Below are 26,749 nucleotides of genomic sequence, written 5' to 3' on the forward strand. Positions count from 1 at the left end.
ACTGAAGGCGGTTGAAACCGCTGCCGACTTATCCCCATGTCTAAAGCCAGGGGCTTGCATCTCGCTTTTCGGTCAAATTCTACATTCGATCGCTTTGGCGGACTTTCCATCCACCACACGACATCGCCGCATTTGTCAATCTTAGATCTGGCGAGAAATTGAGGAGCGGGCGATCGCACATTTCCCGCTTGACACCGCTCCAGATCCCAGCAATCCGTTCAAAAGCTCGTTAGCGAAGCCCTCGAAGAGGATCCTCCGCTGGCTGTAGAGATCGATCGAAAACCTCGCCCCGTCAGTAATTTGCCCGCATCTTGCAAAAATATCAATTTGCATCCCCCCACTTCTAATTCCTTGTGTTATTCTAATAATTGTGATTACTGGAACGATACTCAGAACGCAGGTTCTTTCGGTTACGCTGGCAAGGGCTAGCGCACAAATCCTCACACCAAATCTTGTATTTGGGTGAGGTGCGTTCAAATATTAAACCATTTAGCTAATCCCGGAGGTGATGCCCATGATAGGTAGTAAACTCATGGGTCATCAGATTGGAAACTACCGGCTGTGCGCCGGGGCCGCTCACTAGCAGCCAGCCCTCGTTTCCAACTGGAAACGAATTCCATCGGGAACCAGGCTGAGCTAGGGATTCTCCCGGCAGTCAGGTTCTAATCTGAAGACCCGCTAGACCGCTCTCACCTCAAATAGTGTTAAATCTTGAGTGTTAAAACTTGAGGCTCAACACTATTGGTGAGAGCGGATAGTTTTTGGTTATATTTTCCACAGGTGAGCAATTAATCTGTTATTAATCTCAAATCAAAGTAAAAAAATTATGGCTGATCTACTTAACGATACTGAAATTCAAGAGCGCACCAGTCAATTATCGGGCTGGAGGATTGAAGACAAGCAACTGCGGTGTACCCGGAAATTTAAAGACTTTATTGCTGCGATCGCCTTTGTGAATAAGTTGGTCGAACCCTCAGAAGCCGCCGGACATCACCCAGACATAGAAATCTCGTATAACAAAGTAACAGTTAACTTGACAACTCACGATGCCGGAGGCTTAACTGAAAAAGACTTTGCGCTAGCCCAAGAGATTTCTAAGCTAGATTAGAAGAGTTCCCGTTTTCAGAACAAGAGCCACTGCATCTAGCGACAGTCCCCGATCGCGGAAAGTTCGCAAATAAAAAATCGACTCTGGGTTAAAATCGGTGTGAAAAAGTCGAGATGCTAAAAGTCCAATGTATTAAAGGCTATTCGCCATCCTCCGACCATGATCGTATTTGAAAGGCCAGAGTTCTTGAACGAGTCTGCTGAAAGAACCGATCTGATAGAAAAGCTTTTGGATATTGGCGCGGCTCTGTCGAGCGCCCAAGATTTAAGCGGCTTGCTAAATTTAATTTTATCCAAAAGTAGGGAAATTACCAGCAGCGATGCGGGCAGCGTTTACTTAGTAGATCGCAGCGACGAAAAACCTAAGCTGCTGTTCAAGGTAGCCCAAAACGCTTCTAAACCGGGCCTGTCGTTTAAAGAGTTTGCGCTGCCGCTGACAGACAAAAGTTTGGCAGGTTACGTAGCAATTACAGGTCAAAGTTTGAACCTGTCGGATGCCTACGACTTACCCCCAGGCGTACCTTACCAGCTAGATACCAGTTTTGACAGGGATATTAATTACCGCACTTGCTCGGTAATGGTGTTGCCGATGCAAAACAGAGAAGGCGAGACAATCGGCATACTGCAACTGATCAACCGCAAAACAAAGGCAGATGCGGTGCTTACAGCCGAAAATGCCTGGGAATCGACGCAGCAGTATACTTTGTGGGAAGAAAGAATAGTTCGATCGCTCGCATCTCAAGCAGCAATCTCGATCGAGCGCAATCAACTCCAAGAAAGCATAGAACATTTGTTCGAGGGCTTCGTCAAAGCCTCAGTCCAAGTCATAGAAGCCAGAGACCCCTGTACCTACGGCCATTCAGAACGAGTAGCAGCCCTCACAGTACGCCTGTCAGAAGAAGTAAACAGCGTCAGCGGTGGATGGCTGCGATCTATTTACTTTAACAACCGCCAAATTCAAGAAATTCGTTATGCCGCCCTGCTCCACGATTTTGGTAAAATCGGAGTACCCGAAGCAGTTTTGACCAAGCAGAAAAAGCTCTACCCCGCACAACTAGAAATCATCCGCCACCGCTTTGGCTTAGCTCAGCGGACGATGGAAATGGAATGCGTCCAGTCTAAATATAAATACTTGCTAGAGCATTCAGCTTACCGAAAACACCCGGACGAAGGGCCCTCCTGCGCTCAATGCCAGGAAATAGAACAGCTAGACACGGCGCTAGCAGACGCAAAAACCAGATTGGCAGAATACTGGGAAGTCCTGCTAGAGGCCAACGAACCTCACATTTTGGCAGCAGAACCCCTAGCTCAACTGCTAGAACTTTCTAAGCAAACTTACAGAGATATAGACGGGGCAATGAAACCGCTGCTGAGTCCAGACGAAATTGTGCAATTGATGGTGGCGAGGGGCAACCTGACAGCAGAAGAACGATCGGCAATCGAATCTCACGTCACTCACACTTACGAATTTCTCAGCCAAATTCCGTGGACAAAGGATCTAAAAAATGTGCCCCAAATAGCCTACGGACATCACGAAAAACTGGATGGCACAGGCTATCCGCGAGGTCTAAAACACTCCGAAATTCCCATTCAAGCGCAGTTGATGACGATCGCCGATATTTACGACGCCCTGACAGCAGGCGATCGCCCCTACAAACGAGCTCTACGCCCAGATGCAGCAGTAAAAATTTTGCGGCAAGAAGCAGCTCACAACAAAATCAACGCCGATTTGTTAGAATTGTTCGACCGCCGCCGAGTCTTTAGCGTCCTCGGACACAGCTTGGATCCAAAAGTCGAATCAGCCTAGACGATTCGGGCGTGCTGTGCTAAAAAAGTAGAGAGGCGATCGGGCTTTTGGGTGCCAGCAGTCAAATCAATCGACAACCTAAGTCTTGTCAGGTTTTGAGGCAGTCGATGGCAGGGTTAAAAACACGCCCTCAGCAGCAGCCGATCGCATCCATACACTCAGTCAGACCAAAAGAATCAAAAGAAAAATCGAATTTTAGGTCTTTTTTTGCAGTATGCTAGTGGAGCAACTACTGACGGCATAGAAAACTCAAAAATTTTCTTTGTAATCGGTGTGAGGATGAGAGTGAATATGTCGAAATTTTTGTGGAGTTACCTATTAATCAGCCCAGCAGTCTTAGGAGCTACCCTAGTAGTTTCTTCGAGCGCGATGGCAGCAAACGCTCAGCCCGGTGCTGATGCGCTCAAGCCTCAAGCTGCCAAAGCTGAAACGGCCCAAACCTCTGAAGCGAAAGTCAATGCTTTAGCAGCGGTTGACGAAACTACCGTAGCAGCCGATCGAATCGCAGAAAATTCTCCAGCCGCCGGCATCGCAACAGAGCCAGCGATTGCAGCAGCTTCAAGCACCGCTGCAAAAGAAAGCGCGATCGCCGCCAACACAGTCCCCGCAGTGGAAAATCCCCAAGCGGCAGCATCAAAACCTGCAACTGAATCTCTAGCAGCAGTTGAGCCAACAGCCAACACAGACCCCGCAGCGACAAATCTCGAAGCTGCATCAGAACCTGCAACTGAATCTTTAGCAGCAGTTGAGCCAACAGTCGCTCAACCAGTAGAAAATTCAGCGGCAGCGAAACTAGAAAATCCAGCCCCGGCAGCTACCGCTGTCCCAGAGCTCCTTGGTGCAGTTCAATTAGAAACTACTGCCCCGACAGTGGCAGCGCCAGCACCAGAAAGCTTGCCCAAACTGGCTGAATCTGTAGCCCAAACTGACGCACCACAAGCTCAAAACCCAGCCGCCACATTAGAACAGCTCAACCAGTACAGCAGCGAAGGTGCTGCCGGTGGCGAAACTCAGGGTCAAGTTACCTCAGTATCTCAACTTTCCGACGTGCGGCCCACAGACTGGGCATTCCAAGCACTGCAATCCCTAGTCGAACGCTACGGCTGTATTGCTGGGTATCCCGACGGCACCTTCCGTGGCAACCGGGCAATGACCCGCTACGAATTCGCCGCCGGTTTAAACGCTTGCTTAGACAAAGTTAACGAGCTAATTAAAGCAGGTACAACCAACTTAGCGACCAAAGACGACTTGGCAGCCCTCCAACGGCTCCAAGAAGAATTTGCAGCGGAACTGGCAACCTTGCGCGGCCGCGTCGATGCTCTGGAATCTCGGACATCCGAACTCGAAGCTAACCAATTCTCAACTACTACCAAACTGACTGGGGAAGCAATCTTTGCCCTCAGCGACGACTTTGGCGGCAATGCTGGCTTGTTTGGCAGAGACAACAGAAGATTCGGCAGCGACAACAATCAGGCCGTCTTCCAACAACGGGTACGTCTCAATTTAAATACGAGCTTCACCGGCAGAGACTTGCTGCTGACCAGGCTTGATGTGGGCAATGGTCAAAACTTTAACTTGGGGGCTACCGCTGAAGGTACTCAAACTTGGAACGTAGTCAACCGCACCGACAACGTTTTCAACCTGGGCAGCTTGCTTTACAAGTTCCCCGCTAGCAATCGGTTGAACGTTACCATTGAAGCCGCTAACGGTATTTGGAACGATTTCATTCCTACCGTCAACCCTTACTTTGAAGACTTTGACGGCGGTAATGGCTCCCTCAGCGCCTTCGGTCAAAGCAACCCAATTTATCGCCTAGGTGGCGGTGCTGGTCTTGGCTTCGATTACGCCTTCGGCGGCCGTGGCTTGCTGGGCGGCGTGTTCGGCCCGACTTCTCTGTCCTTCGGCTATTTGGCGTCAAATGCAGCCAGTCCCGCCAAGGGCGGAGGCTTGTTTAACGGCGACTACGCAGCGATGGGCCAGTTGACTTTTACCCCGGGACGCAACTTGCAAGTTGCTCTCACTTACAACCACGGTTACTTTAGCCGAGGTAACTTCGGGTTTGACAACGGTTTAGGGAACGGGGATGGCAAGCTTGGCGGTTTCACCGGCACCGGCGTAGCTAATTCCATCAACGGTTTGAGCGAAGGCTTTGACGGCTTCCGTTCTCAGAAAGTTGTCAGCAACTCCTACGGTGCTGAGGCTTCGTTCCGACTCAGCCCGAGATTTATCCTTGGCGGCTGGGCTGGTTTAACCAATGCTCGGATTATCGGCGTCGGCGATGCGAGAATTTGGAACTACGCTGCCACTTTGGCTTTGCCAGATTTAGGGAAAGAAGGCAACTTGCTGGGCTTTGTGGTAGGTCGCGAGCCTTACTTGGATAAACTTGAGGCTCCCGGCAATTTGCGGAACTTCAACAACGATACTTCGTGGCACTTTGAAGGCTTCTACAAGTTTAAGCTTTCGGATAACATTGCTGTGACTCCGGGCGTCATTTGGATTACCAACCCGAATCAAGACCGCAGTAATGACGACATCATTATTGGTACTCTGAGAACTACTTTCACGTTCTAAGAGCGGCTTAGAGCAGGCACGACGGGTTATACCGTCTCTGCTGGCAACTTTAGGTCAAATTTAGCCCTGCTTTCGGCAGGGCTTTTTTGTGTGGTAGACGAATTCAGTGCCGCTATCTTTTGTGAAAGTCGATTAAGTTCGGTGGAAAACCGGAGTATAATAAAAATTTAGGAGTTAAAATTTTTAACTCAACATTGAGGAAAATTTTTAATGCCTGACTTCGGAGTTGAGAATTCTGGTAGTTGAAGTAATATGGTAGAACTCTCCTGTAAAAGCGAATACGCAATCTTAGCTTTGCTAGAGCTTGCTGATTGCTACGATGAAGGCGAGCCTCTGCAAATTCGCCAGATAGCGGCTCAGCAAAATATTCCCGATCGATATTTAGAACAGTTGCTGGCTACCATGAGGCGCTGCGGGCTGATTCGCAGCCAGCGAGGAGCTAAGGGAGGTTATATCTTGGCGAGAGAACCCTGGAAAATTACACTCCTGGAAATTATCAACTGTCTCGAAGGCTCAGAGTTCGATCGCTCCGAAAAAGACTCGCCTGCTCAAACTGTAGAAAGTGCGGTGATTTGGGAAGTTTGGCAAGAAGCGCGATCGACTGCCAACTTGGTGTTGCAAAAATACACGCTACAGGATCTGCGCGAAAAACGCAATGGCAGACGACAGCTCGATATTATGTATTACATCTAGTTAGTATTGCCAACTAGGAATTAACATTTACTTTCAACAACCAACTGACAAAGATTATGCGTATTGCTGGCGACATTACAGAATTGGTGGGGCATACACCCCTGGTGCAACTCAACCGCATTCCCCAAGCCGAAGGCTGCTTGGCTCGGATTGTGGTCAAACTCGAAGGCATGAATCCGGCAGCATCGGTAAAAGACCGGATTGGTGTCAGTATGGTCAATCAAGCCGAGGCCGAAGGGCTGATTACTCCAGGCAAAACGATTTTAGTGGAACCGACTTCTGGCAATACCGGAATTGCTCTGGCAATGGTGGCGGCGGCTAAGGGCTACCAGTTGATTTTGACAATGCCGGATACGATGAGCACGGAACGCCGATCGATGTTGCGTGCTTACGGGGCCCAACTAGAACTAACTCCCGGCATTGAGGGCATGAGCGGCTGCATCCGCCGCGCTCAAGAGATTGTGGACAAAACTCCGAATGCGTATATGTTGCAGCAGTTTCGGAATCCTGCCAACCCGGAGGTTCACCGTTTGACAACGGCTGAGGAAATTTGGGCAGATACCGACGGCGAGGTGGATTTCGTGATTTCTGGAGTCGGCACTGGCGGTACGATTACGGGTATTGCAGAGGTGATTAAGTCGCGGAAACCTGAGTTTAAGGCGATCGCCGTTGAGCCGGCTAACAGTCAGGTACTTTCGGGCGGAAAGCCTGGGCCTCACAAAATTCAAGGTATCGGTGCGGGTTTTGTGCCGCCGGTGCTGAATGTGAATGCGATCGACGAAGTGATAATTGTTACCGATGACGAGGCGATCGCCTACGGGCGTCGCTTAGCCAGAGAAGAAGGACTTTTGTCCGGTATTTCCAGCGGTGCGGCACTGTGTGCGGCTTTGAAAATCGGCAAGCGTCCCGAAAATGCCGGGAAATTGATTGTGATGATTCAGCCTAGTTTCGGCGAACGCTACCTCAGCACTCCCTTGTTCCAAGATCCAGAACTCAATCTGGCGATGGCTGTCAACTAGGTTCGCTTTGGGGATCAGTCCCAAAAACTAAAAGCAGGGCGTACACTCTACGCTCTGCTGTTGTTTGTAGTGAAGACTTTAGTCCTTCTTAACTCAACTCCCTCAACAGAGGACTGAAGTCCTCACTACGAACTTTTAAAGAGTCAATATTTTTATAAAATGGATTTATAATAATTTGAAAACAGAGGTTTTTTACCTACAATTTTTGGCATTTATATCAGATAAATACCTAACGCATTAACAAATAATGATATTTTTGTCAAGCACTTTTTTGCGGATTATCCAGATTTCAAGGAAATAACAGCGTGTCTTCCGTTACCAATCACTACAAAACCCTAAAGATTAGCCCAACAGCAACACAAGCCGAGATTAAACAAGCATACCGCCGTTTAGTCAAAATATTTCATCCAGATAGCCAGAGTTCCACAGCCGGTCACGAAGAGATTATCCGCCTCAACGCAGCCTATGAAATATTAGGAGATGCCCAACACCGACAATCTTACGATCGCCAATTTTCCCAACCAAGCGAACAGCAATCACCCTACGCACCAAACGTCGCCCGCCAGCGCCAACAAGCAGCGCGGGATGCCGACGAACAAATGGAACAGTGGCTGATTAAAGTATACAAACCAGTCAATCGAATGCTCAACAGCATCTTGAAGCCGCTTAAAAAAGAAATAAACGAATTGTCAGCAGATCCGTTTGATGACGAACTGATTGAAAAGTTTCAAGCTTATATCGAAACCAGCCGCGACTTTCTTTCAAAAGCTCATAACTTTCTGAAAGCGATGCCCAATCCATCTAATGTAGCCGGAGTTGCAGCGCATCTCTACTACTCCATCAATCAAGTCGGCGATGGCATAGAAGAATTGCATTTATTTACCCTCAATTATGACGATCGCCATTTGCACACAGGTCAAGAACTGTTTAGAATTGCTGCTAGACTGCGGCGGGAAGCACAGGAGGAATTGAAAGTTAGAAGTTAGCTAGTTGAAGGAAAGGGGAGATGGGGAGATGGGGAGATGGGGAGATGGGGAGATGGGGAAAATTGCCAAATTCCAAATTCCAAATTCCAAATTCCAAATTCCAAATTCCCAAGGACTACTGACTAATGACTACTGACTAATGACTACTGACTATTCAATGCTAAATTCCAAAAAGAACTTGAATGCGCTTGCGAATTTTAATAAAAGGAGTTTGTCCGAGAGAGTCCCCATCTAATAATCCCAAATCTCTTAAAGCTTGCTGGCGTTCGGACAATTTTTGAGCAATCTGATCGGCTAAATTCGGCTGTTCGATTAAAAGTTTTTGCAAGTCGTGGCGTTCCACCACAAACAAAATTGCATCTTCGCTAGTTTTAACAGTCGCCGTTCTCGGAGTTCCCAATAGCAAAGAGATTTCCCCAAAAAATTCGCCCTCGTGAAGCGTCGCAATATACTTATCGGCTTTTTGAGAAAGAACTTCCACAGAACCCGAAAGAATAATATAAAAAGAATCGCCTGGGGCATTTTCTTTACAGACAATTTGTCCCGCTGGAAACAGTTGTCGATAGCCGTATTCAATTAACTGCCGTAGTTCTAAATCCGTACACTGATCGAAATAAGTTACTCGCCGCAACAAATCTCGCAGCGTCCAATTATTAGGCGATTTAAGCCCTGGCTTTTTCTGCTCGGAAACGGTGGAATTTGATTGTATTTCTGTTGAATGTTTGGCATTCTGCGGAAAAACTTTGCCGTTGGAATTGTCGTTTTTGTGATTTTGAAAAAGTTGAGTTATTTCTTGCGGGTTTCGCAACCACAAATCCCGCTGGGGAAATGGAATTTCAATATTTCGGCGACGAAATTCGTAATCAATTAAAAAGTTGACGGCACTTTTAATGGCATCACTTTCCTGTGGCTGGTCAATCCAAACTAAAAGTTGAAAATCTAAAGCGTTATCTCCAAACCCGCAAAACCAAACTTTGGGAGAAGGATGAGATAATATATTGGGTTCGAGCCTCGCAGCAACTAACAGTGCTTCCGTAACTAATACTGGGTCAGTTCCATAGGCAACGCCTACGGGGATGCGAAGGCGACATCTGGGGTCTCTATAACTCCAGTTGATAATGTTAGTTTCCACAAACTTAATGTTTGGGATGATCACAAACAGGCCATCAATTGTTTTAATAATTGTAGAACGGATGGAAATATTTTCGACTGTTCCTAATAAATGGTCGATCTCAATAAAGTCTCCGACTCTAATTTGGTGCTCGAATAGCAGGGTGAGACCGCTGATAAAGTTGCTGGCGAGATTTTGCAATCCGAAGCCGAAACCAATGCCGACTACGCCAGCTAAGACGGTGAGAGAAGTGAGGTTGATCCCTGCACTTTGCAGGACGAATATACAGCCAAGAGTTGCTAAAATATAGCTAATGATGGTGGAAATTGCTTCTCGACTGCCGCGATCCAATCCCATCCGAACTAGCAGGCTGCGCTTGATGCCTTCACTGAGGAGACGAGCTATAAAAAAGGCAAATATAGCTAAGATGATCAGTTGGACGATCGCACTAATGGACAGATGAGTGTCGCCTATATAAAATAGCGGGGTGCCCATCGCAGCGGACAAATGTTGAAAAAAGCGATCGGCTCGTACAGTAATCCAATTCATGAATATTTCGTCATTCGTAATTAGTTTTGCTCGCAACCGAACCGGAAACTGCTAACTATTGCAGAGCTTAGGCGAAAAACTATAACTGTGGAGTTCCCTGTGTTGCAAAAAGTACGCGCAGCGCAGCTATCCCTCGCGGGGCCAATCGAAAATGGGATAACCCATCCGTTAGCAACGGATGAGGAGAAACTGTTTTGTAGCAGTATTTTCTGCATTTTCTGCCGGATATCTGTGTTGTGGCGCACAATAGGCCATGCTACTCTCGCGGCGACTTGTTGGCAATATCTCGAAAATTGGTATAAATTCAAGTAAAGCACCCTCAAATTATCGAAAAATTCCCGTAAAAATTAGTCTATCCTTAAGAAGTAAGTCCTTTACATAACTTAACAAGCTTACCCTACTTGACTTTTATGCAGTGCATCATCAATCGTCGGGCACAGTTTTCGGCGAGTCATCGTTACTGGCTACCGGAGTTGAGCGCAGCCGAGAACTTTGAGCGCTTTGGCCCAACAGCCCGCGCACCGGGACACGGACACAATTACGTCCTTTACGTTTCCATGATAGGAGAACTCGACGAGTACGGCATGGTGCTCAACCTGTCTGATGTCAAGCACGTCATCAAGCGGGAAGTTACCAAGGATCTCGATTTTTCCTACCTTAACGAAGCGTGGCCGGAATTTGAGCAAACTCTGCCAACTACCGAAAACATAGCACGGCAAATTTGGCTGCGGCTAGCCCCTCATTTGCCTGTGAGCAAAATTCAATTGTTTGAACACCCCGAACTTTGGGCTGAATATTTAGGAAATGGCATGGAAGCTTATTTAACTCTGTCTACTCATTTTAGCGCCGCCCATCGGTTGGCTCGTCCCGATTTGAGCTTTGAAGAAAACTCGGAAATTTACGGTAAATGTGCTCGTCCTAACGGTCACGGTCACAACTATCATTTAGAGGTGACTGTTAAAGGGGAAATTGATGCGCGGACTGGGATGATTGCTGATTTGGGAGCTTTGCAAAAAGCTATTGATGATTATGTTGTTGAACCTTTCGATCACACTTTTTTAAATAAGGATATTGCTTATTTTGAGAAGGTTGTGCCGACGGCGGAGAATATTGCGGTGCGGATTGGGCAATTGTTGCGATCGCCCATTCGGGACTTGGGGGCAGAGTTGCACAAGATTAAGCTGATTGAAAGTCCGAATAATAGCTGTGAAATTTACGGCGCTGATTTGGATGTAGTGGCGGCACAACAGCAACAGTCAGCGGTTTTAGCTGCGGTTTAGAGCTACAAATCGGGTCAGTTGGGGCGGTTCACCCGGATTTTTGCTAATTGTACAGATTGGTGAAGCCGCCCCGATGATTCCGAGGATGATTTGAGGCGGATGAGGCGCGAGAATATATTTTTTGACAAAAGTTCCGCAGCCAGAATTATTAGCAATTTTCCTGACAAGTCAGACACAGCGCGTATTTTGGAGATAGTAAGCCAGCATTCCTCATCTCAGTTATTGTACAGTGCCCAGAGTATGAGGTCGATCGCCCGATCGCTGACAAACAACACTAATTTCTCCTAGGTGAGTTGAACTTTATGCGAGTCTCAAATGTAGCTCTTTTGACTCTGGCCGCCCTCGCATCCCAGAATGTAACTGCTCAAACTAATGCCGCTCCGGCTGCACCTCCCGCCTCTGGAGGGATACCGCAGGCCAGCAAATTTGTTGATGCCATAAATAATATCGCCTCCCGTCCGGCGGAGTCAATGAGCGCGCCCGAGACGATCGCCCACGAACAATTTTCCCCGCGAATTGCTGTAAAATCCCAGACAGGTTTGCTGGTAGCGGAGGCCCTGCCGGAGTTATCTCCTGCTGTAAAAAAAGCCAAGGCGAATGCTGCTGCTGTATCCGGCGATGAACTAACAAAATCTTTACAAGAAACCTGGCTGGCTAAATTAATTGAAACCGGAGTTGAAAGCAATCCCCAAGTTCGCGACACTTTCGATTTTCTCGCCCTGCGTACTGACAGTAATGCTGAATCTGGATATGGTTTTAATAATACCATAGCTCTGCTGAATATTTTGCTAATTCTTGGTACTGTCTTTCCACCGGTGACACTTGGCTTTTTTTGGATGTTCCGGCGGCTGGTAGTCAGACAGTTGGTTGCTGATGCCAATCAAAGATTGCAAGGAATTGGCGTGTTGGAATCAGAGCTAATCAATTCTAGTCAACTGACTCAAAAGTTGAGAGATGAATTAGAATCGCAACTGAGTGCAGCCAAACAATCAATTAATTTTTTAAGTAGAGAAACTGAAATTTCCAAATCTTCCGTTGAGCAAATTGAGACTCTCAAATCTCAATTTCTCCTGCACCTGCAAGTTTTGCTAACAGAAGTTTACGAGAAAAAATCTCAAATTGTTCAAGAAATATCCCAAGTTCCTGCTGTTCTTGCCCAAGAAGCTGTCAAACTCGCACCTCAACCGCAGTCAAACAATTCGCAAAATTCGGAAACAGCACCTGCTAATGAAGCAAATATGATTGCTGATGATTACATTAAGCAAGGTGAAGGGCTTTATTTTCAAGGCAATTATGATGAGGCAGTAGTCTGCTTTGAAAAAGCTATTTTAATGAATAATAATGTGGATGAGGCTTGGTATTGGCGCGGAAATGTGTTAATAAAATTGCAGCGCCATGAAGAAGCCCTCGCCTGTTACGATCAAGCAATATCGATGAAACCGGATTGTTGGGAAGCGTGGTATAATAAAGCGAATTTGCTAGGAAAATTACAGAAGTGCGAAGAGGCGATCGCCTGTTATGAGCGAGCAAGTGCGAGCGAGCCAAGAAAATACGGTTGTTGGCACAGCATAGCAGCTTTGTTGGGTAAATTGCAGCATTACGAAGAGGCGATCGCCAGTTACGATCGCGCCCTGGCTATCAAAACAACCGACAGCGAAATTTGGCACAACCGAGGCGCAATGCTGGGTAAAGTACAGCAGTACGCCGCCGCAGTCGATTCTTACGATCGCGCCCTTGATCTCAATCCCAAGAGATACGAGACTTGGTACAACCGAGGTAATATGCTGTGGAGAATGCTGCGCTACAGCGATGCTGTTGATTCTTACGATCGAGCTATCGAGCTCCGGGCCGACAAATACGAAGTTTGGTACAATAAGGGGGCAGTGCTGGGAAAAATGCAGCGCTATCAAGATGCGATCGCATCCTACGACAAAGCAATTGCCATTAAGCCGCAGGATTTTGAAGTCTGGCACAACCGAGGCTCAGCTTTCGACAAACTATCGCAACACGAAGCAGCAATTGCATCTTACTCCCAAGTAATCACCCTTAATTCGGAGTGTTACGAAGGTTGGTTTGGCAAAGGCGAATCTTTGGCAAAATTGCAGCGCCATGAAGAAGCGATCGCAGCTTACGAAAAAGCGATCGCAATTCAGCCCGACTCCTACGATGCTTGGCATCACATCGGCACAGCTTTGTCAGAATTAAAGCGCTACGAGGAAGCAATGGCAGCTTTCGATCGAGCCATTGCGATCAAGCCCGAAAATGCCGAAGCTTGGCGCGATCGAGGCGCAATTGCCTCAGAATTCAAGCAAGATACAGAAGGATTTGCTACTGGCGAAAAAGATACTTAAAGCCAGTTACAATTCGATGAATATTCGGACAGTTAGTTAGGCGTAAGGTGCACACGGAGCGGTGCACTTTTTTTTTACAAGGTGTACACGGAGGCGTATAGCAGATTTCTTGCTAGATCAAATTTTTACAGATATTTTGAAATATTGTCCTGAAACTGATTGAATGAATAGAAGCATATAGCTAAACTGTTAGCAGTATTTGCAATCGGCGAGCGCCATTATTTCTTAAAGTGAATAAGTATTAATTCGGCTCGAAATAATCTTAAAACTTCGGGAACATTGCTACAGCATTCTCATTCTCCACTATTAACAGGACATCGAAGCGGAAATACAGTTACAAAAATAGCAGGACAGCATAAAATTGCACAGAGAGATTACCTAATGGGGTAAAAAGTATACTAAATACTGACATAAATACCCGGTTTTTCTCCCAGCCATCTGTTAAGTAAAATACCGCATTCCTACCCTGAGACATCTCTACAGGTGCTTCTACCAAAAGCAAAATAAAAATTAACCTGTGGAGTTAAAAAAAATGGCAAACATAACAGGAACTCTCGGTCCAGACGTGATACCGGGTCTTTTACCAGACGGTCGCGTAATTAGCCTGGGAAACTTATTGAGCGACGATACCATCAGCGGCCTTGACGGCAATGATGCAATCAATGCACTAGACGGAAACGATCTACTTTTCGGCGGCCCCGACAACGATTTTGTTAACGGCAATGAAGGTAATGACAGCGTTTTTGGCGGCAAAGACGACGACCAAGTTTACGGTGGTAAAGGCAATGACTTAGTTAGAGGCGACATCGGCAATGACAGCGTTTTTGGTAACGACGGAAACGACAGTATGTTCGGTGGCAAAGACAATGACACGATGTTCGGCGGCAAAGGCAACGACTTGATCCTAGGCGACCTCGGCGACGATGTACTCTACGGCGACCTCGGTTCTGATACGATGAGTGGGGGTGGTGGAAATGACATTTTTGCGATCGGGCGAGTCGGCGACGGCAAACCCACAGCCACCACCGGCGGCCCCGGAGTCCCCGATGCCGACGTAATTACCGACTTCCGAGTCTCCGGGAACGATGTCATCCAACTGTTCGGCGGTCTGCAATTCAGCGATTTGCAGTTCATTGACGGCACCGGTTCCAACGGCATCAGCATCGGCAACACCCTGATTCGCGATACCGGCACCGGCGAGTATTTAGTCAACATCCAAGGTTTGAGCGCAGCCCAACTGAGCGCGAACCCAGCTTGGTTCCAATCGGCTGGATTCCCGACACCAACCCCGACACCGACACCGACCCCTGCACCGACACCCACACCGGGAACTACTCCTGCAAGTGTCTTCAGCTTTAGCACAAATAATTACTCTACTCCCGAAGGCAGTCCCGCTACAGTCACAGTGATTCGCACGGGCAATACTTCCGCCCCTGAAAGCATTAATTTCGGTACAGTTGATGGTTCAGCTTCTTCTCCTGCGGACTATAGCCCTACCACTGGTACGCTGAATTTTGCGGGTGGACAAACCAGCGCGACTTTCACTATCCCCACTGTGGCTGATGCCATTAGCGAAGGCGCAGAGACGGTGAATGTATTTCTGAACAACGGTAATGTAGGCAGTCTCAATCCAGCCACGGTGACGATTTTTGATGGTGGAACCGGCCCGACTCCGACTCCGACTCCGATTACAACTCCAACGCCTGCGAGTATTTTCCAGTTCAGCCAGCAGAGTTACAGCGTCAACGAAGGCGGCCAGGCGACGGTTACAGTTACTCGTACCGGTGGGACGGGTGCAGCAACAATTAACTACGCCAGTGTTGACGGTTCAGCTACTTCTAGCGGGACTGCACCTGATTACACAGTGGCGGCGGGTTCGCTGAACTTTGCAGCGGGGCAAAATAGCGCTAGTTTTACTGTCCCGGCGTTGACTGATGCGATTACTGAAGGGCCTGAAACTGTGAACTTGGTACTCAGTGGCGGCAGTGTGGGCAGCAATCCGGCAATCTTGACGATTAACGATGTTGCGCCGACTCCGACTCCCACTCCCACTCCGACTCCCACTCCGACTCCAAGTCCGACTCCGACTCCAAGTCCGACTCCGACTCCGACTCCGACGACAGCGACTACTGGGCCTAGTATGTTCTTCTTTAGTGCAGCTACTTACAGTGGCAACGAAGGTAGCACGGTGAATGTGACAATCAATCGCTCTGGGGACTTGACAAAGGCAGGAACAATTCTATTTAGCACTGCTGACGGTTCGGCCACAGCTTCTGGGCCTGATTATGTCCCTGTCAGCAATGTGTCAGTGAGCTTTGCTCCTGGTCAAGCTAGCGCGACGGTGGGTGTTCCGATCATCAATGATACGGTGCCGGAATTGACTGAGACTGTGAACTTATTCCTGAGTGGGGGTTCTGTAGCTAGTCCGTCAGCAGCAGTCTTATCGATTCTAGACAGCAGTGGTGTTGCTAGCAATGGATTCTTCTACGGTTCGGCTCCTGCCCCTGTGGCGGACTCTAGCACTGGAGCATTTACAATCAACCGCACAAGCGGTGTGGGCGCGGGATCGATCGACTTTTTGATTGCGGCACCTGGTGGTGGCCAACCTACCAATCTTACGGACTACTTTATCACCGGCACTGGTGTACTCCCCAACGCTACCGGCGGTACCGTGAACTTTGCTAACGGGCAAACTAGCGTCAGCCTGACAATTAACAACATAACTGGTTTGACTGCTGGTAATGTCAACTTAGGTTTCGGCCCTGGTTCGATAGGTACTCCAGCATCAACCTCGATTACTCTACTTTAGAGTTATTAGTAGGGCGAGCAATTCTTGCTCTACTAATGGGCTGCTTTCGGAAAGCTCAACACTTGTTTAAGATTTGTCCTCTAAACTTTTCCTCTTTTTGCCGCTCCGTTTGGGGCGGTTTTTTTTATGATAAATTTAGGGAAGCTGCAAATAAGGAGAATAGTTATGTCTGTTGCAATGAAAAGACGGCTATTTACAGTCCAAGAATATCACTTGATGGATAAGGCTGGTGTTTTTGGTGAAGATGACAGAGTGGAATTGATAGAAGGAGAAATTATCGAAATGGCAGCAATTGGGACTCGTCATGCAACTTGTGTACGGCGACTGATCGGACAGTTTCGCCAAATTCCAGAAGAAATTGCTATTTTAGATGTTCAGAACCCGATCCAGTTGACAGAAAGAACTGAACCTCAGCCGGATGTTGTATTGCTGCAACCTCGTGCTGATTACTACGCTATAGCGCATCCAATACCGTCAGAGGTGTTGCTTTTGGTAGAAGTCTCAGATAGCACTGTAGATTTCGATCGCGATGTGAAAGTACCGAATTATGCGCGATCGGGCATTCAGGAAGTTTGGTTGTGGGATCTTGAGGTTAATTGTTTAGAAGTTTACCGCGATGCGATCGCAAATGGCTACACTTCAATGCAAAAATTTGAGCGGGGAGAACAAGTTTCGCCGCTGGCGTTTCCTGAGTTTGTAGTGAGTATTGATTTAATCTTGGGTTAAAATAGTAAGCTTAAACTAACTGCTAAAAAAGGAGAATAGTTATGTCTGTTAAAATGCAAAGACGGCTATTTACAGTCCAAGAATATCACCTGATGAGTGAGGCTGGTGTTTTTAGCGATCGCGAACGAGTGGAACTTATAGAAGGAGAAATTATCCAAATGGCAGCAATTGGTAGACGCCACGCCGCCCGTGTCGATCGCCTTGCACGAATGTTCAGCCACATTCCAGAGTCCCTAGTTATTTTTAGAGTGCAAAATCCTATTTGCCTTAATGATAACTCAGAACCGCAACCTGATATTGCTTTAGTGAAACCCCGCGCCGACTTTTATGAAGAATCGCTGCCAAATAGCGAGGATATTTTACTGTTGGTAGAGGTAGCAGATAGTACGGTTAATTATGACCGCGATGTGAAAGTACCGAATTATGCGCGATCGGGCATTCAGGAAGTTTGGTTGTGGGATCTTGAGGTTAATTGTTTAGAAGTTTACCGCGATGCGACGGCTGATGGCTACACTTCAATGCAAAAATTCGAGCGGGGAGAACAAGTTTCGCCGCTGGCTTTTCCTGAGTTTGTAGTGAGTATTGATTTAATCTTGGGTTAAAATAGCCCGCTTAAACTAACTGTTGAAAAAAGGAGAGAAGAATAGTTATGTGTGTTTAAAAACATTGCCTTAAATATCTAAAAAAGAAGCGTCAATTATAAATTAACGCTACTTTTATGAAACACTTGCTATTCTAAATCTCCGAAATAATTGGATACAATTTCTAACCTCCTCCTGTAATTTTCTTCGCTAGTAAGATTGCGTATTTTTTGAGCTACTCCACTAAAACTATCATCTTCTATCAGTGATTTATAGCGTTCTTCCAGTTGTTCAAAATTATTAATCTTGCCTTGTTCTAACCTGCGAGCAGTAACCACCATTACGGCTTCAAAGTAAGTAGGAATCAATAATTTTAGAGGCTTAAAAGCTTTGTTACCAAGACATTTATGGAGCAATTCAATCGTTGGGATAAATGCGTTTATTATTTGTTTTTTGGATTGGCGGGCAAAGTGTCTATTTTGCCTCATATACTGATTGAGAAATTCTTTTAGAGAAGGCTTATAATCGTTGCCATCGAAGTAAAAGGCCAGGAATCGCAAAATAAGTTCTTGATCTTTCCTGTTTTTATCTGGGATACCAAATATGTCACGCCACGCTGGGTTTTGATTTAGTTCCTCTAGCAAATTATTGAGTTCCCCGTGATAGATGCAAGCACGAATTTCCTGCGATTTAAGGATAGTACCTCCGGTATTTAGCCTTTCAAAGATATAGTAAATACTACTGTCGTCGTCTGCATAAAGTGGCTCGACAATTGTAGCGGATACAACCGAGTCATCTAATTGGCGTCGGTATGCGTCTTTCAGTGATTGATATGTCTCTCTTTCAAATTCTGTATGAACCCCTTTCAGAGCAAACGAGTGCCGACTGTTTGGAAACTTCCCTTGGTAGAAATATAAAAGACTGCGTAATCTTTGCTGACCATCAATAACAAGCAGTTTTTTTGTTTCTCGATCTTTTGCTAGAAATATACCGGGAACTGGAAGCCCAAGCAAGAGAGATTCTATAAAACGCGCAGCTTGTTTGGGTTTCCAAACATAAGCACGCTGGAATTCAGGAATATATACGTCTTTGCTTTCCAGGCGTCTAACTAGACCCGCTACATCAAAATCAATTCGAGAAACTGCTATGGAAAATTTGGAGGGAATAATGTCCTCCTCATCTTCCCCGCTGTCATCTTCCCCGCTATCGTGAATATCGTTTTCCTGTTCCTCATTCGCTAGATGCTTTGGGGCAGATGTCTCGCTGTTTGACTCAAATGTACTCATCTTGTAGCCTCCTTTCTGCCTGAGTTATTAGATATTATATAATGCTCGCTCCCCTGATCTATCTCTCAATATTAAGATTTCCTTACTTGCTGCCGTCGCGCGCCGAAATCGGTGATACAATCAATAGCTAAGCTAGGGGTGCCCGTAAGTCCGGGCTGAGAAAACACCCTTAGAACCTGAGTCTGGGTAATACCAGCGGAGGGAAGCTGTTTATCAAGGAATTAAGATATGCGTACCGAATGGATCGCTAAGCGTCAGGGACACAGTAATGTATCTCAAATGCACTACGCCCGTCAAGGTGTCATCACTGAGGAAATGGACTATGTTGCTAAGCGAGAAAATCTCCCAGCAGAACTGATCCGCGCCGAAGTAGCACGGGGACGGATGATTATTCCGGCTAACATCAATCACACGAATTTGGAGCCAATGGCGATCGGCATTGCCTCTAAGTGCAAAGTCAATGCTAATATCGGCGCATCTCCCAACTCTTCCAACATGGAAGAAGAAGTTGACAAGCTTAAATTAGCAGTGAAATACGGTGCTGATACCGTGATGGATTTGTCCACCGGCGGCGGCAATTTGGATGAAATTCGCACTACAATCATCAAAGCTTCGCCGGTTCCCATCGGCACTGTACCCATTTACCAAGCACTGGAAAGCGTGCACGGTAATATGGAAAGTCTGACGGCGAATGACTTTCTTCACATCATTGACAAACACGCTCAACAAGGTGTTGATTACCAAACGATTCACGCCGGAATTCTGATCGAGCATTTGCCCTTGGTGAGAGATAGGCTGACTGGAATTGTATCTCGCGGCGGTGGCATTTTGGCACGGTGGATGCTGCATCACCACAAACAAAATCCTCTCTACACTCACTTTAACGACATCATTGAAATCTTCAAAAAATACGATGTTTCGTTTAGTTTGGGAGATTCTTTGCGCCCCGGTTGCACTCACGATGCGTCGGATGCTGCTCAATTAGCCGAGCTCAAAACTTTGGGACAATTAACTCGCAAAGCTTGGGAACATGATATCCAGGTAATGGTGGAAGGTCCAGGCCACGTGCCGATGGATCAAATTGAGTTTAATGTCAAGAAACAAATGGAGGAATGTTCGGAAGCTCCTTTCTATGTTTTGGGGCCGTTGGTGACAGATATTGCGCCCGGTTACGACCACATTACCTCGGCTATTGGGGCGGCGATGGCTGGTTGGTACGGTACTGCTATGCTGTGCTATGTCACGCCGAAGGAACATTTGGGATTGCCGAATGCTGAGGATGTCAGAAACGGGCTGATTGCTTACAAAATCGCGGCTCACGCTGCGGATATTGCGCGGGGCCGTCCGGGTGCGCGCGATCGCGATGACGAACTCTCCAAAGCGCGTTACAATTTCGATTGGAACCGTCAATTTGAACTCTCGCTCGATCCAGAAAGAGCGCGGGAATATCACGATGAAACTTTGCCGGCGGATATCTACAAAACTGCGGAGTTCTGTTCGATGTGCGGGCCTAAGTTCTGTCCGATGCAGACGAAAGTTGATGCTGATGCTTTGACTGAGTTGGAGAAGTTTTTGGCTAAGGAACCTGTAGCGCTAAGCTAACCCGATTGATTGATTGATTGGTAGGGCGGGCATTTCCCGCCTTACTTACCCGGAGTAATTTGGAATGATTTAACCGCAGAGGCCGCAGAGAGCGCAGAGAAAGAGAAGAGAAGAGAGATAGCATAAATTCCCTAAAATGCCGATCAAACTGCATTTTGCAAAGAAACTTGTTTTGCAGAATACAAGACATTCTGCATAACTTCTTTTGCCACAGCCTTTACCACATTAATACTGACGCTATTACCCATTTGATGATAAGCTTTATCATCCTTGGGATGCAGAATAAAACTATCGGAAAAACCTTGTAACCGCGCCGCCTCGCGGGGAGTAATTCGGCGGACTCGGTGATTATGGTAAACTCCTAATTTACTGTAGTTTAGACTAAATAAAGATGAGAACGGTGGCAAAAGAAGAACTAGAGCCACCGCGCCGGGAGAGAATGAGGGTGAAATAGAAACCCATCAACTCCCTAAATGAACACTGAACGATTAAAGGAATTTCGTCAAGCAGCATACGAGTTATTAGTAAAAGCTCTCATATGCAACATTCGAGCTGATGGATGCAGTGATGACCACCAGAAATGCGTCATGTTTAGCAGAATTTTCACTCAGCCCGCTATTCAATCGTCAATGGCCAAGCGTCTACGAGGCATTGCAAGACTGTAGGCCAGACCGAAAAAAACTGATGATGCTGTACCCTTGAGGAATTAGAACAGCAAGTACCCGCAACAGAACATATATTAGTGGCAATTGACCACACTGCATGGGCGAGACCCGATGCCAAAACCTTAAAAGAGAGAACCCATGAATATCACTCCAGGCGTAATTATTGGACAGGGGTACAGTACAATTGCGTGGATACCTGAAGCGCAAGGAAGTTGGGCATTACCCCTACTCCATGAAAGAATTAGTAGTGGGTCTTCACCAATACTTCAAGCAGCTTCCCAACTCAAACTTGTCTGTGAACAGAGCATCAATCCAGTCTTAGCAGTTTTAGATCGAGAATATGGCAATGCCAGTTGGGTACTGGCAATAGCAGATATTCAAGCCGATTGTTTAATGAGAGTCCGAAGCAATGCCTGTTTGTGGTCAGCACCACCACCCTATAGTGGTCGCGGTAGACCACGTAAGCACGGGCAGAAAATGAGACTCAATGACCCAAGCACATGGCTCCAAGCGGATGCTGTGATTGAAATTGACAAACATCCAGAGTTGGGACAAGTTCGAGTCAGGCAATGGCTTGACTTACATTTTTATCGTGCCGCTGGACAAAGAGTCAATTTAATTCTAGTCGAAAGAATGAAGCCGATGTCAAACGGTCAGCCGTTTCCACCCTTGTGGTTGGCTTGGGTGGGAGAACTAACTCTACCCTTAGAAACTGTTTGGTTTAAGTATTTACGACGTTTTGGAGTTGATCATTGGTATAGATTTGCTAAGCAAAGATTACATTGGACATTGCCTAACTTGAGAACTCCCGAACAATCTGAGCGCTGGAGCGATTTAATGCCATTGATGAGTTGGCAACTCTGGCTAGCTAGGGATTTAGTCGTCGAGAATATCTTACCTTGGCAATCTGCTAATATCAATTTAACTCCTGGACGTGTTGCCCAGTCAATGTTGTCGGTTTTAGTTGACATTGGCACTCCCGCGAAAATGCCTAAACAGAGGGGAAAATCCCCCGGCTGGGAAACAGGAAGAGTACGGACGGTAGCACCGCGATATCCCACCGTTAAAAAACGGGTTTCTCGACGCAAAAAGTCTTCAAGATTAGTTATTTAATCTTCTCCCTCTTGAGTTTTTGAGTAACAGCTTGCCTGCTCTTCAAAGCCAGCTACTTTTAGCTGCGACTATTTTTTAGTCTAAACTACAGTAATTTATTGGCATCGCTGGCCACAAGTGTGACAGAAATCTTCTGCGGATCGAGAAATTTGTACACTTCAAAGGAAAAGTTACCCGATACAGGTTTATATAAATTATTATTACATTGTAGGTACTTCTTGGCCACCAGCAAATCCAGAATTTTATCGAGATTGGGATGAGTGAAAAAAGTAGCGATTTGCTCTTTAGTTAATAGTTTACCATCTTGGTGATGTCCAAATTCTTTATTTCGCCTTTTCAATATAAAACGATTCATCAAATCAATTTCGTCTAAACTGCACTCGCCTCGCAAACCGAGTTCCCAAGAATGAATGGAATTGCCACCGCGATAGTCAATTAGCCGCATTCCGTGCAAGCGATTTAAATCATTCTTGACGATTTGTTTCAATGCGTTGACAAATTCTGGCGAGCAATCATATTTTGGGTCTGGATTGTCTTCCAAAATATCTGCAACTGCGACGGGTTTACTTAAGGGGGAAAATAAGGATAGCTGTTGATGGTTACAGGAATGGGAATCTTTTGGCCCTAAGTCGGAAACTAAGTCAAATTGGGGCGAAGCATTTAAAATTCCTATTAGGTAAACTCGGACGCGGTTCTGAGGTAAGCTAAAGTTAGAGCTATTGAGTAAAAAGTAATCGAAGCTATAACCTCTACTGGTAATTTCGTGTTTAATAGTTTCGAGAGTTCTGCCGCCGTCGTGGCTGACAAGCCCCCGCACGTTCTCGAAAATAAATGCTTGAGGTTGAGCGGTATCAATCAGCCTCATTATTTCAAAGAAAAGAGTGCCTCTGGTATCGCCAAAACCTGCTTTTTTGCCGGCACCGGAGAAAGACTGACAGGGGAATCCTGCTAGTAAAATATCATGTTCTGGTAGTTGGTCAATTAGTCGGATGTCGCCTAATGGTGTTTCTTTAAAGTTTTGAAGGTAAACTTTTTGAGCGTCGGGATTGATTTCGCTACTTAATACGCATTTTGTTTCCAGATTTAAGGAATGAGCGGCTGACTCTAAACCTAATCTCATGCCTCCTATTCCTGAGAATAGATCGATAAAATGGATGGTTTTCATAGCATTAAACTGGCTGGTTAAGATTGATATCTTACAGCGTTTGTAACACGAGGCAGAGCCTCTGGATCTGCGTTACCAGGTAGAACCTGGTAACGAGGGTAAAGCTTTCAATTCTTTCAATTATCTGCGTTGCATCTGCGTGCATCTGCCTTGCATCTGCGGTTGCTGTATTAATCAAATATTTATGCAATTCAAGTCTATTTAACTTTTCGGGCGGGCTAGAAGCCCACCCCACAAGAGAGAGTTTCAAGAAAGAGGATTGTACAAATTAGATGCGCGCCCGGTTATTTCTTGCTATTAAGCCATTCCTTGAGATCTGCGATCGTAAAAACGGCCTGAAAATCCAATCCCTGCTCGCGATACAACTCGCCTCCACCTTGCTCTCTGTCTATGAGCGATAACACCCGATCGACAATATAACCGGCTCCTCGCAACCTTTCCACCGCCTGCATCGCCGACTTACCCGTTGTTACGACATCCTCCAACACCGCAACATTTGTCCCAGGAGGCAACAGAGGCCCCTCAATATACGCCATTGTCCCGTGTCCCTTCGTCTCCTTGCGGACAATTAGCGCCGGAATCGATCGACCTTCCAGAGCCGAAACCACGCTTACCGCACTTACAATCGGGTCAGCACCCAACGTCAAACCTCCCACAGCTTGCACCTCCGACGGCAGCATTGAGAGCAGTACACGCCCCGTCGCCAAAGCACCTTGGGCGTGCAAAGTCACCGGTTTGCAGTTAATGTAATAAGAACTTTTCTGCCCCGAAGACAGTACAAAATCGCCCTCGCGATAGGCAAACTCGCACAATAAATCCAAAAGTCGATCGCGCAACACCTTTAAATCCGCAGCATCCATAACTCACACCGTGTAAAAAACACAAATAATCCGCCGATAATCAGTCTATATTGGAACCGTAATTAATCTAGAAACTGAAATATATGAGTCAAAAGTTAAAAAGCCTGAGCGGTGCGTTGATTCTCGCTGTCGCCTCTGCCTCACTGGCATCCATCAAACCAGCTCAAGCAGAAACAGCCCGATTTAGCCCCGTTAGCGACGACTTCAACCGACAATTCTTTGAAGCTTCAGGAGACTTTTATCACAACGTCAGCTTGCAAGGTTACATGGGCGACTATTTAGGCATCGGTTCCCCCAGCGGCGTAGTTGCCTTTCCCGAAAAAGAAATCGAGCGCGATGCCAGCCGCGTCAACGGGATTTACCGACGAGTATTGCAGCGGCAAGTTTCCAACGATCCAATTCTCCGTGTCCCGGATGCCGTTAATCCTTTTGATTCCTCAGTCATGGCGCTGCCTCCATCTTGTCAGCTAGCACCTCAACCGAGCGGTTGTTTCGCCACTCCCGCCGGAGTCCAAGAGCCGTTTGTACCGAGGCAGCAGCAAGAGTCGCAGGCAGCACCGGGCCCGGTTAGAGGACTTTATCAAGTATCGCCGGTCGGTGGAAATTAGTCGATCGCCAGTTGCGAAATTTCAGCCGGGGCGGGTTTACGAAATCTCGGATTTGGATTAGAGAGCAAGCGTGAACCCGCTCCTATAATTTATGTTTTGGCAATCCTGAGACTTATTGCATAAATCTTTGATTGATACAACCGCAGATGCAATGCAGATCAACGCAGATATTTTTCACAATAGAGAACCAATGAATGCCACTCAATTCTCTTATTTTATGAGGAAACAATGCTGCCATCTGGCATGATTGTTTCTTTCAAATGAGCATCGGCCAGATTAGCTCCCGCCAAGTTTGCTCCTCTTAAATTTGCCCCGGTCAAATTCGCCCCTCTCAAATCAGCTTTGCCAAGGTTTGCCCACCGGAAATCGGCAGCACTAAAGTCCGCAAAACTGAGATTTGCCCGAAAAAGATATGCTCCAGTGAAATGAGCTTCACCGAGGTTAGCTTTAGATAAATTTGCTGCGTAAAAATGCGCTTCAATCAATTCGGCTTGATTGAGATTGGCTTGACTGAGATTAGCCTGATTGAGGTTCACGCCGATCGCATTAACTCGAAACATTGCCGCACCGATTAAATTCGCATCTCCTAAATCGGCTTGTTGGAGATTGGCAGCACTGATGTCCGCCCCAATTAAATTAGCACCGCTCAAATCAGCTCCCCGGAGGTCGGCCACTCGCAGATTTGCTCCCGTTAAATTGGCTTTAACTAATTTAGTATCGAGGAGTTGCGCTCCGGCAAGATTTGCTAAACTCAGGTTAGAATCGGATAGATTAGCTGCAATTAATTTTGCCTTAAATAAGTCTATTTTAAAAAGGTTAGACCGCCACAAATTCGCGCCTCTGAGATTTGCTTCGGCGAGGTTAGCTTCGCTGAGATCCGGCTCGATATTTGGGTTGATATTTCTCCATTCAATCCAACTAACTGCACCTTTTTTTAACAGCGCTAAATGCTGTGTATTTGCCATAATTGCATCTCCTTTCACCTCTATTCTTTGCGACCAAAAATTGCAGGATTTTCCCGACCAGACACGCTTTCCACTGCCGCAATTGCTGCCCTGGAACCTGCTAAAATATCTTGTTCTGAGCCGCCGAGGTAAAGTCGCCCAAAACTGCCGACAGCTTGAACTTCTAAGATGTTAATCGAGGCGCCTTTTTCTGCTTCATTGGCTGCCAGGGCTGCATAGGCTGCGGGTTCTACTTCTAAGACATAAAGAGTTTGTCCCGCCAGCAGCAACTGTCCGCGCCTAGTGCGGTTGATTAATTGCGTTTGGTGCGGGTCAATGTTGCGAATAATTTGACTGGAAATCACCCGCGGTTTGATACACTCTTCTCTGCGGACTCCGATGAATTCGAGAATTGCTTTGCCGGCGGCCCGGGTTTCTCCCTGCTGGCCTGAGTGTACTTCCAGCAAGCCGTACAGGCGTTCGACTATCTGGATTCCGGGGCGCACGGAGGCAGATTTGAGGGCGACATCGGTAATTCGGTTAATTTCGATACCCGGTGAGATTTCTATCCACAGCGACGCATCGCCCGGTAGTGGCAAGAATCCGGCGGCGATTGTGCCGATGTATGCTGCGTGCTGTGGCTGCAAGTTGTCGAGAAATACGTAGCTGCGTAGCTCTATACCCAATTTGTTTTGATCTCCGTCGATCGAGCTTTAAGTGTTTTCTGTACAAGATCTGAGTTTACCTTTTTTTGTGAACAACACATTCTTTGTGGTCGAGAGTCCCAGAGTGCCTCAGCAGCGAAGGAAGTACGAGGCCCACGATTCCTAGTACCGGAGGGGTGCATCTCACTTTGGCGAGTATGCCAAAAAAGGGTTAAAATGAAAAAGCTAGTAAAATTGCCAAATAAAGATGA

At 46.7% G+C, this 26,749-nt stretch carries 21 protein-coding genes and 1 riboswitch; of the genes, 14 read left to right on the forward strand and 7 right to left on the reverse strand.

The window, feature by feature from the left end:
* Nucleotides 1–826 precede the first annotated feature (826 nt).
* From QUB52_RS24175 to QUB52_RS24200, 6 genes are all read left to right on the forward strand, one after another.
* Nucleotides 827–1,108 carry a 4a-hydroxytetrahydrobiopterin dehydratase gene (locus QUB52_RS24175; RefSeq protein WP_265239350.1) on the forward strand — a complete coding sequence of 94 codons (282 nt, stop codon included), beginning with the start codon at nt 827–829 and terminating at the stop codon, nt 1,106–1,108.
* A 159-nt stretch (nt 1,109–1,267) separates the two neighbouring features.
* Nucleotides 1,268–2,914 (forward strand): HD domain-containing phosphohydrolase, encoded by a 1,647-nt coding sequence (locus tag QUB52_RS24180; protein ID WP_265239351.1) that lies wholly within the window; start codon nt 1,268–1,270, stop codon nt 2,912–2,914.
* A 291-nt stretch (nt 2,915–3,205) separates the two neighbouring features.
* Complete coding sequence (locus tag QUB52_RS24185) at nt 3,206–5,485, forward strand: iron uptake porin (RefSeq protein ID WP_332975028.1); 2,280 nt, start codon at nt 3,206–3,208, stop codon at nt 5,483–5,485.
* A gap of 252 nt (nt 5,486–5,737) precedes the next feature.
* A complete protein-coding gene (locus tag QUB52_RS24190) occupies nt 5,738–6,178 on the forward strand; it encodes an Rrf2 family transcriptional regulator (protein WP_265239029.1) in 441 nt (146 codons plus the stop codon).
* Between the two features lie 56 nt (nt 6,179–6,234).
* Nucleotides 6,235–7,197, forward strand: a complete 963-nt coding sequence (cysK, locus tag QUB52_RS24195; RefSeq protein WP_265239030.1) for a cysteine synthase A — start codon at nt 6,235–6,237, stop codon at nt 7,195–7,197.
* A gap of 305 nt (nt 7,198–7,502) precedes the next feature.
* A complete protein-coding gene (locus tag QUB52_RS24200; RefSeq protein ID WP_265239031.1) occupies nt 7,503–8,183 on the forward strand; it encodes a J domain-containing protein in 681 nt (226 codons plus the stop codon).
* Nucleotides 8,184–8,343: 160 nt separating this feature from the next.
* Here the strand turns inward: QUB52_RS24200 and QUB52_RS24205 are convergent, their stop codons facing one another.
* Nucleotides 8,344–9,843 carry a cyclic nucleotide-binding domain-containing protein gene (locus QUB52_RS24205; protein WP_332975026.1) on the reverse strand — a complete coding sequence of 500 codons (1,500 nt, stop codon included), beginning with the start codon at nt 9,841–9,843 and terminating at the stop codon, nt 8,344–8,346.
* Nucleotides 9,844–10,253: 410 nt separating this feature from the next.
* On the opposite strand from QUB52_RS24205, the gene QUB52_RS24210 reads away from it, so the two are divergent.
* The 5 genes from QUB52_RS24210 (at nt 10,254) to QUB52_RS24230 (ending at nt 17,611) form a co-directional block, all read left to right on the forward strand.
* Complete coding sequence (locus tag QUB52_RS24210; protein WP_265239033.1) at nt 10,254–11,123, forward strand: 6-carboxytetrahydropterin synthase; 870 nt, start codon at nt 10,254–10,256, stop codon at nt 11,121–11,123.
* Nucleotides 11,124–11,425: 302 nt separating this feature from the next.
* Entirely contained in the window at nt 11,426–13,474 is a 2,049-nt protein-coding gene (locus QUB52_RS24215; RefSeq protein WP_332975025.1) for a tetratricopeptide repeat protein, read from the forward strand.
* A gap of 532 nt (nt 13,475–14,006) precedes the next feature.
* Nucleotides 14,007–16,283, forward strand: a complete 2,277-nt coding sequence (locus QUB52_RS24220; protein WP_332975024.1) for a Calx-beta domain-containing protein — start codon at nt 14,007–14,009, stop codon at nt 16,281–16,283.
* 165 nt (nt 16,284–16,448) lie between these two features.
* Nucleotides 16,449–17,009 (forward strand): Uma2 family endonuclease, encoded by a 561-nt coding sequence (locus tag QUB52_RS24225; protein ID WP_265239036.1) that lies wholly within the window; start codon nt 16,449–16,451, stop codon nt 17,007–17,009.
* 41 nt (nt 17,010–17,050) lie between these two features.
* Complete coding sequence (locus QUB52_RS24230) at nt 17,051–17,611, forward strand: Uma2 family endonuclease (protein ID WP_265239037.1); 561 nt, start codon at nt 17,051–17,053, stop codon at nt 17,609–17,611.
* Between the two features lie 128 nt (nt 17,612–17,739).
* On the opposite strand, the gene QUB52_RS24235 is transcribed toward QUB52_RS24230, so the two are convergent.
* Nucleotides 17,740–18,876 carry a DUF262 domain-containing protein gene (locus QUB52_RS24235; RefSeq protein ID WP_332975022.1) on the reverse strand — a complete coding sequence of 379 codons (1,137 nt, stop codon included), beginning with the start codon at nt 18,874–18,876 and terminating at the stop codon, nt 17,740–17,742.
* A 124-nt stretch (nt 18,877–19,000) separates the two neighbouring features.
* Nucleotides 19,001–19,097, forward strand: a riboswitch (TPP riboswitch).
* A gap of 7 nt (nt 19,098–19,104) precedes the next feature.
* On the opposite strand from QUB52_RS24235, the gene thiC reads away from it, so the two are divergent.
* Nucleotides 19,105–20,478, forward strand: coding sequence for a phosphomethylpyrimidine synthase ThiC (thiC, locus tag QUB52_RS24240; protein ID WP_332975021.1), 1,374 nt, complete (start codon nt 19,105–19,107; stop codon nt 20,476–20,478).
* A gap of 143 nt (nt 20,479–20,621) precedes the next feature.
* Here the strand turns inward: thiC and QUB52_RS24245 are convergent, their stop codons facing one another.
* Entirely contained in the window at nt 20,622–20,903 is a 282-nt protein-coding gene (locus QUB52_RS24245) for a DNA cytosine methyltransferase (RefSeq protein WP_332975020.1), read from the reverse strand.
* A 378-nt stretch (nt 20,904–21,281) separates the two neighbouring features.
* Here QUB52_RS24245 and QUB52_RS24250 point away from each other — a divergent pair, with 378 nt between their 5' ends.
* The gene (locus QUB52_RS24250) at nt 21,282–22,256 is read left to right on the forward strand and encodes a transposase (RefSeq protein WP_332975019.1); all 975 of its coding nucleotides are present in this window, start codon (nt 21,282–21,284) and stop codon (nt 22,254–22,256) included.
* Between the two features lie 85 nt (nt 22,257–22,341).
* Here QUB52_RS24250 and QUB52_RS24255 read toward each other — a convergent pair whose 3' ends face one another.
* The gene (locus QUB52_RS24255) at nt 22,342–23,421 is read right to left on the reverse strand and encodes a DNA cytosine methyltransferase (protein WP_332975018.1); all 1,080 of its coding nucleotides are present in this window, start codon (nt 23,419–23,421) and stop codon (nt 22,342–22,344) included.
* A gap of 284 nt (nt 23,422–23,705) precedes the next feature.
* Nucleotides 23,706–24,281 carry an orotate phosphoribosyltransferase gene (pyrE, locus tag QUB52_RS24260; RefSeq protein WP_332975017.1) on the reverse strand — a complete coding sequence of 192 codons (576 nt, stop codon included), beginning with the start codon at nt 24,279–24,281 and terminating at the stop codon, nt 23,706–23,708.
* Between the two features lie 83 nt (nt 24,282–24,364).
* Between pyrE and QUB52_RS24265 the strand changes: the two genes are divergently transcribed.
* On the forward strand, nt 24,365–24,889 hold the full coding sequence (locus tag QUB52_RS24265) for a hypothetical protein (RefSeq protein WP_265239043.1): 525 nt from the start codon (nt 24,365–24,367) through the stop codon (nt 24,887–24,889).
* A gap of 215 nt (nt 24,890–25,104) precedes the next feature.
* On the opposite strand, the gene QUB52_RS24270 is transcribed toward QUB52_RS24265, so the two are convergent.
* Together QUB52_RS24270 and QUB52_RS24275 are read right to left on the reverse strand one after the other, a co-directional pair.
* Nucleotides 25,105–25,854 (reverse strand): pentapeptide repeat-containing protein, encoded by a 750-nt coding sequence (locus QUB52_RS24270; protein ID WP_332966385.1) that lies wholly within the window; start codon nt 25,852–25,854, stop codon nt 25,105–25,107.
* Nucleotides 25,855–25,874: 20 nt separating this feature from the next.
* Nucleotides 25,875–26,519: a hypothetical protein gene (locus QUB52_RS24275; protein WP_265238554.1), complete on the reverse strand. Its 645-nt coding sequence runs from the start codon at nt 26,517–26,519 to the stop codon at nt 25,875–25,877.
* Between the last annotated feature and the right edge of the window lie 230 nt (nt 26,520–26,749).

Origin of the sequence: Microcoleus sp. A6-C6, assembly GCF_036705955.1 — a bacterium.
In the GTDB taxonomy this organism is placed as follows: Bacteria; Cyanobacteriota; Cyanobacteriia; order Cyanobacteriales; family Microcoleaceae; genus Microcoleus.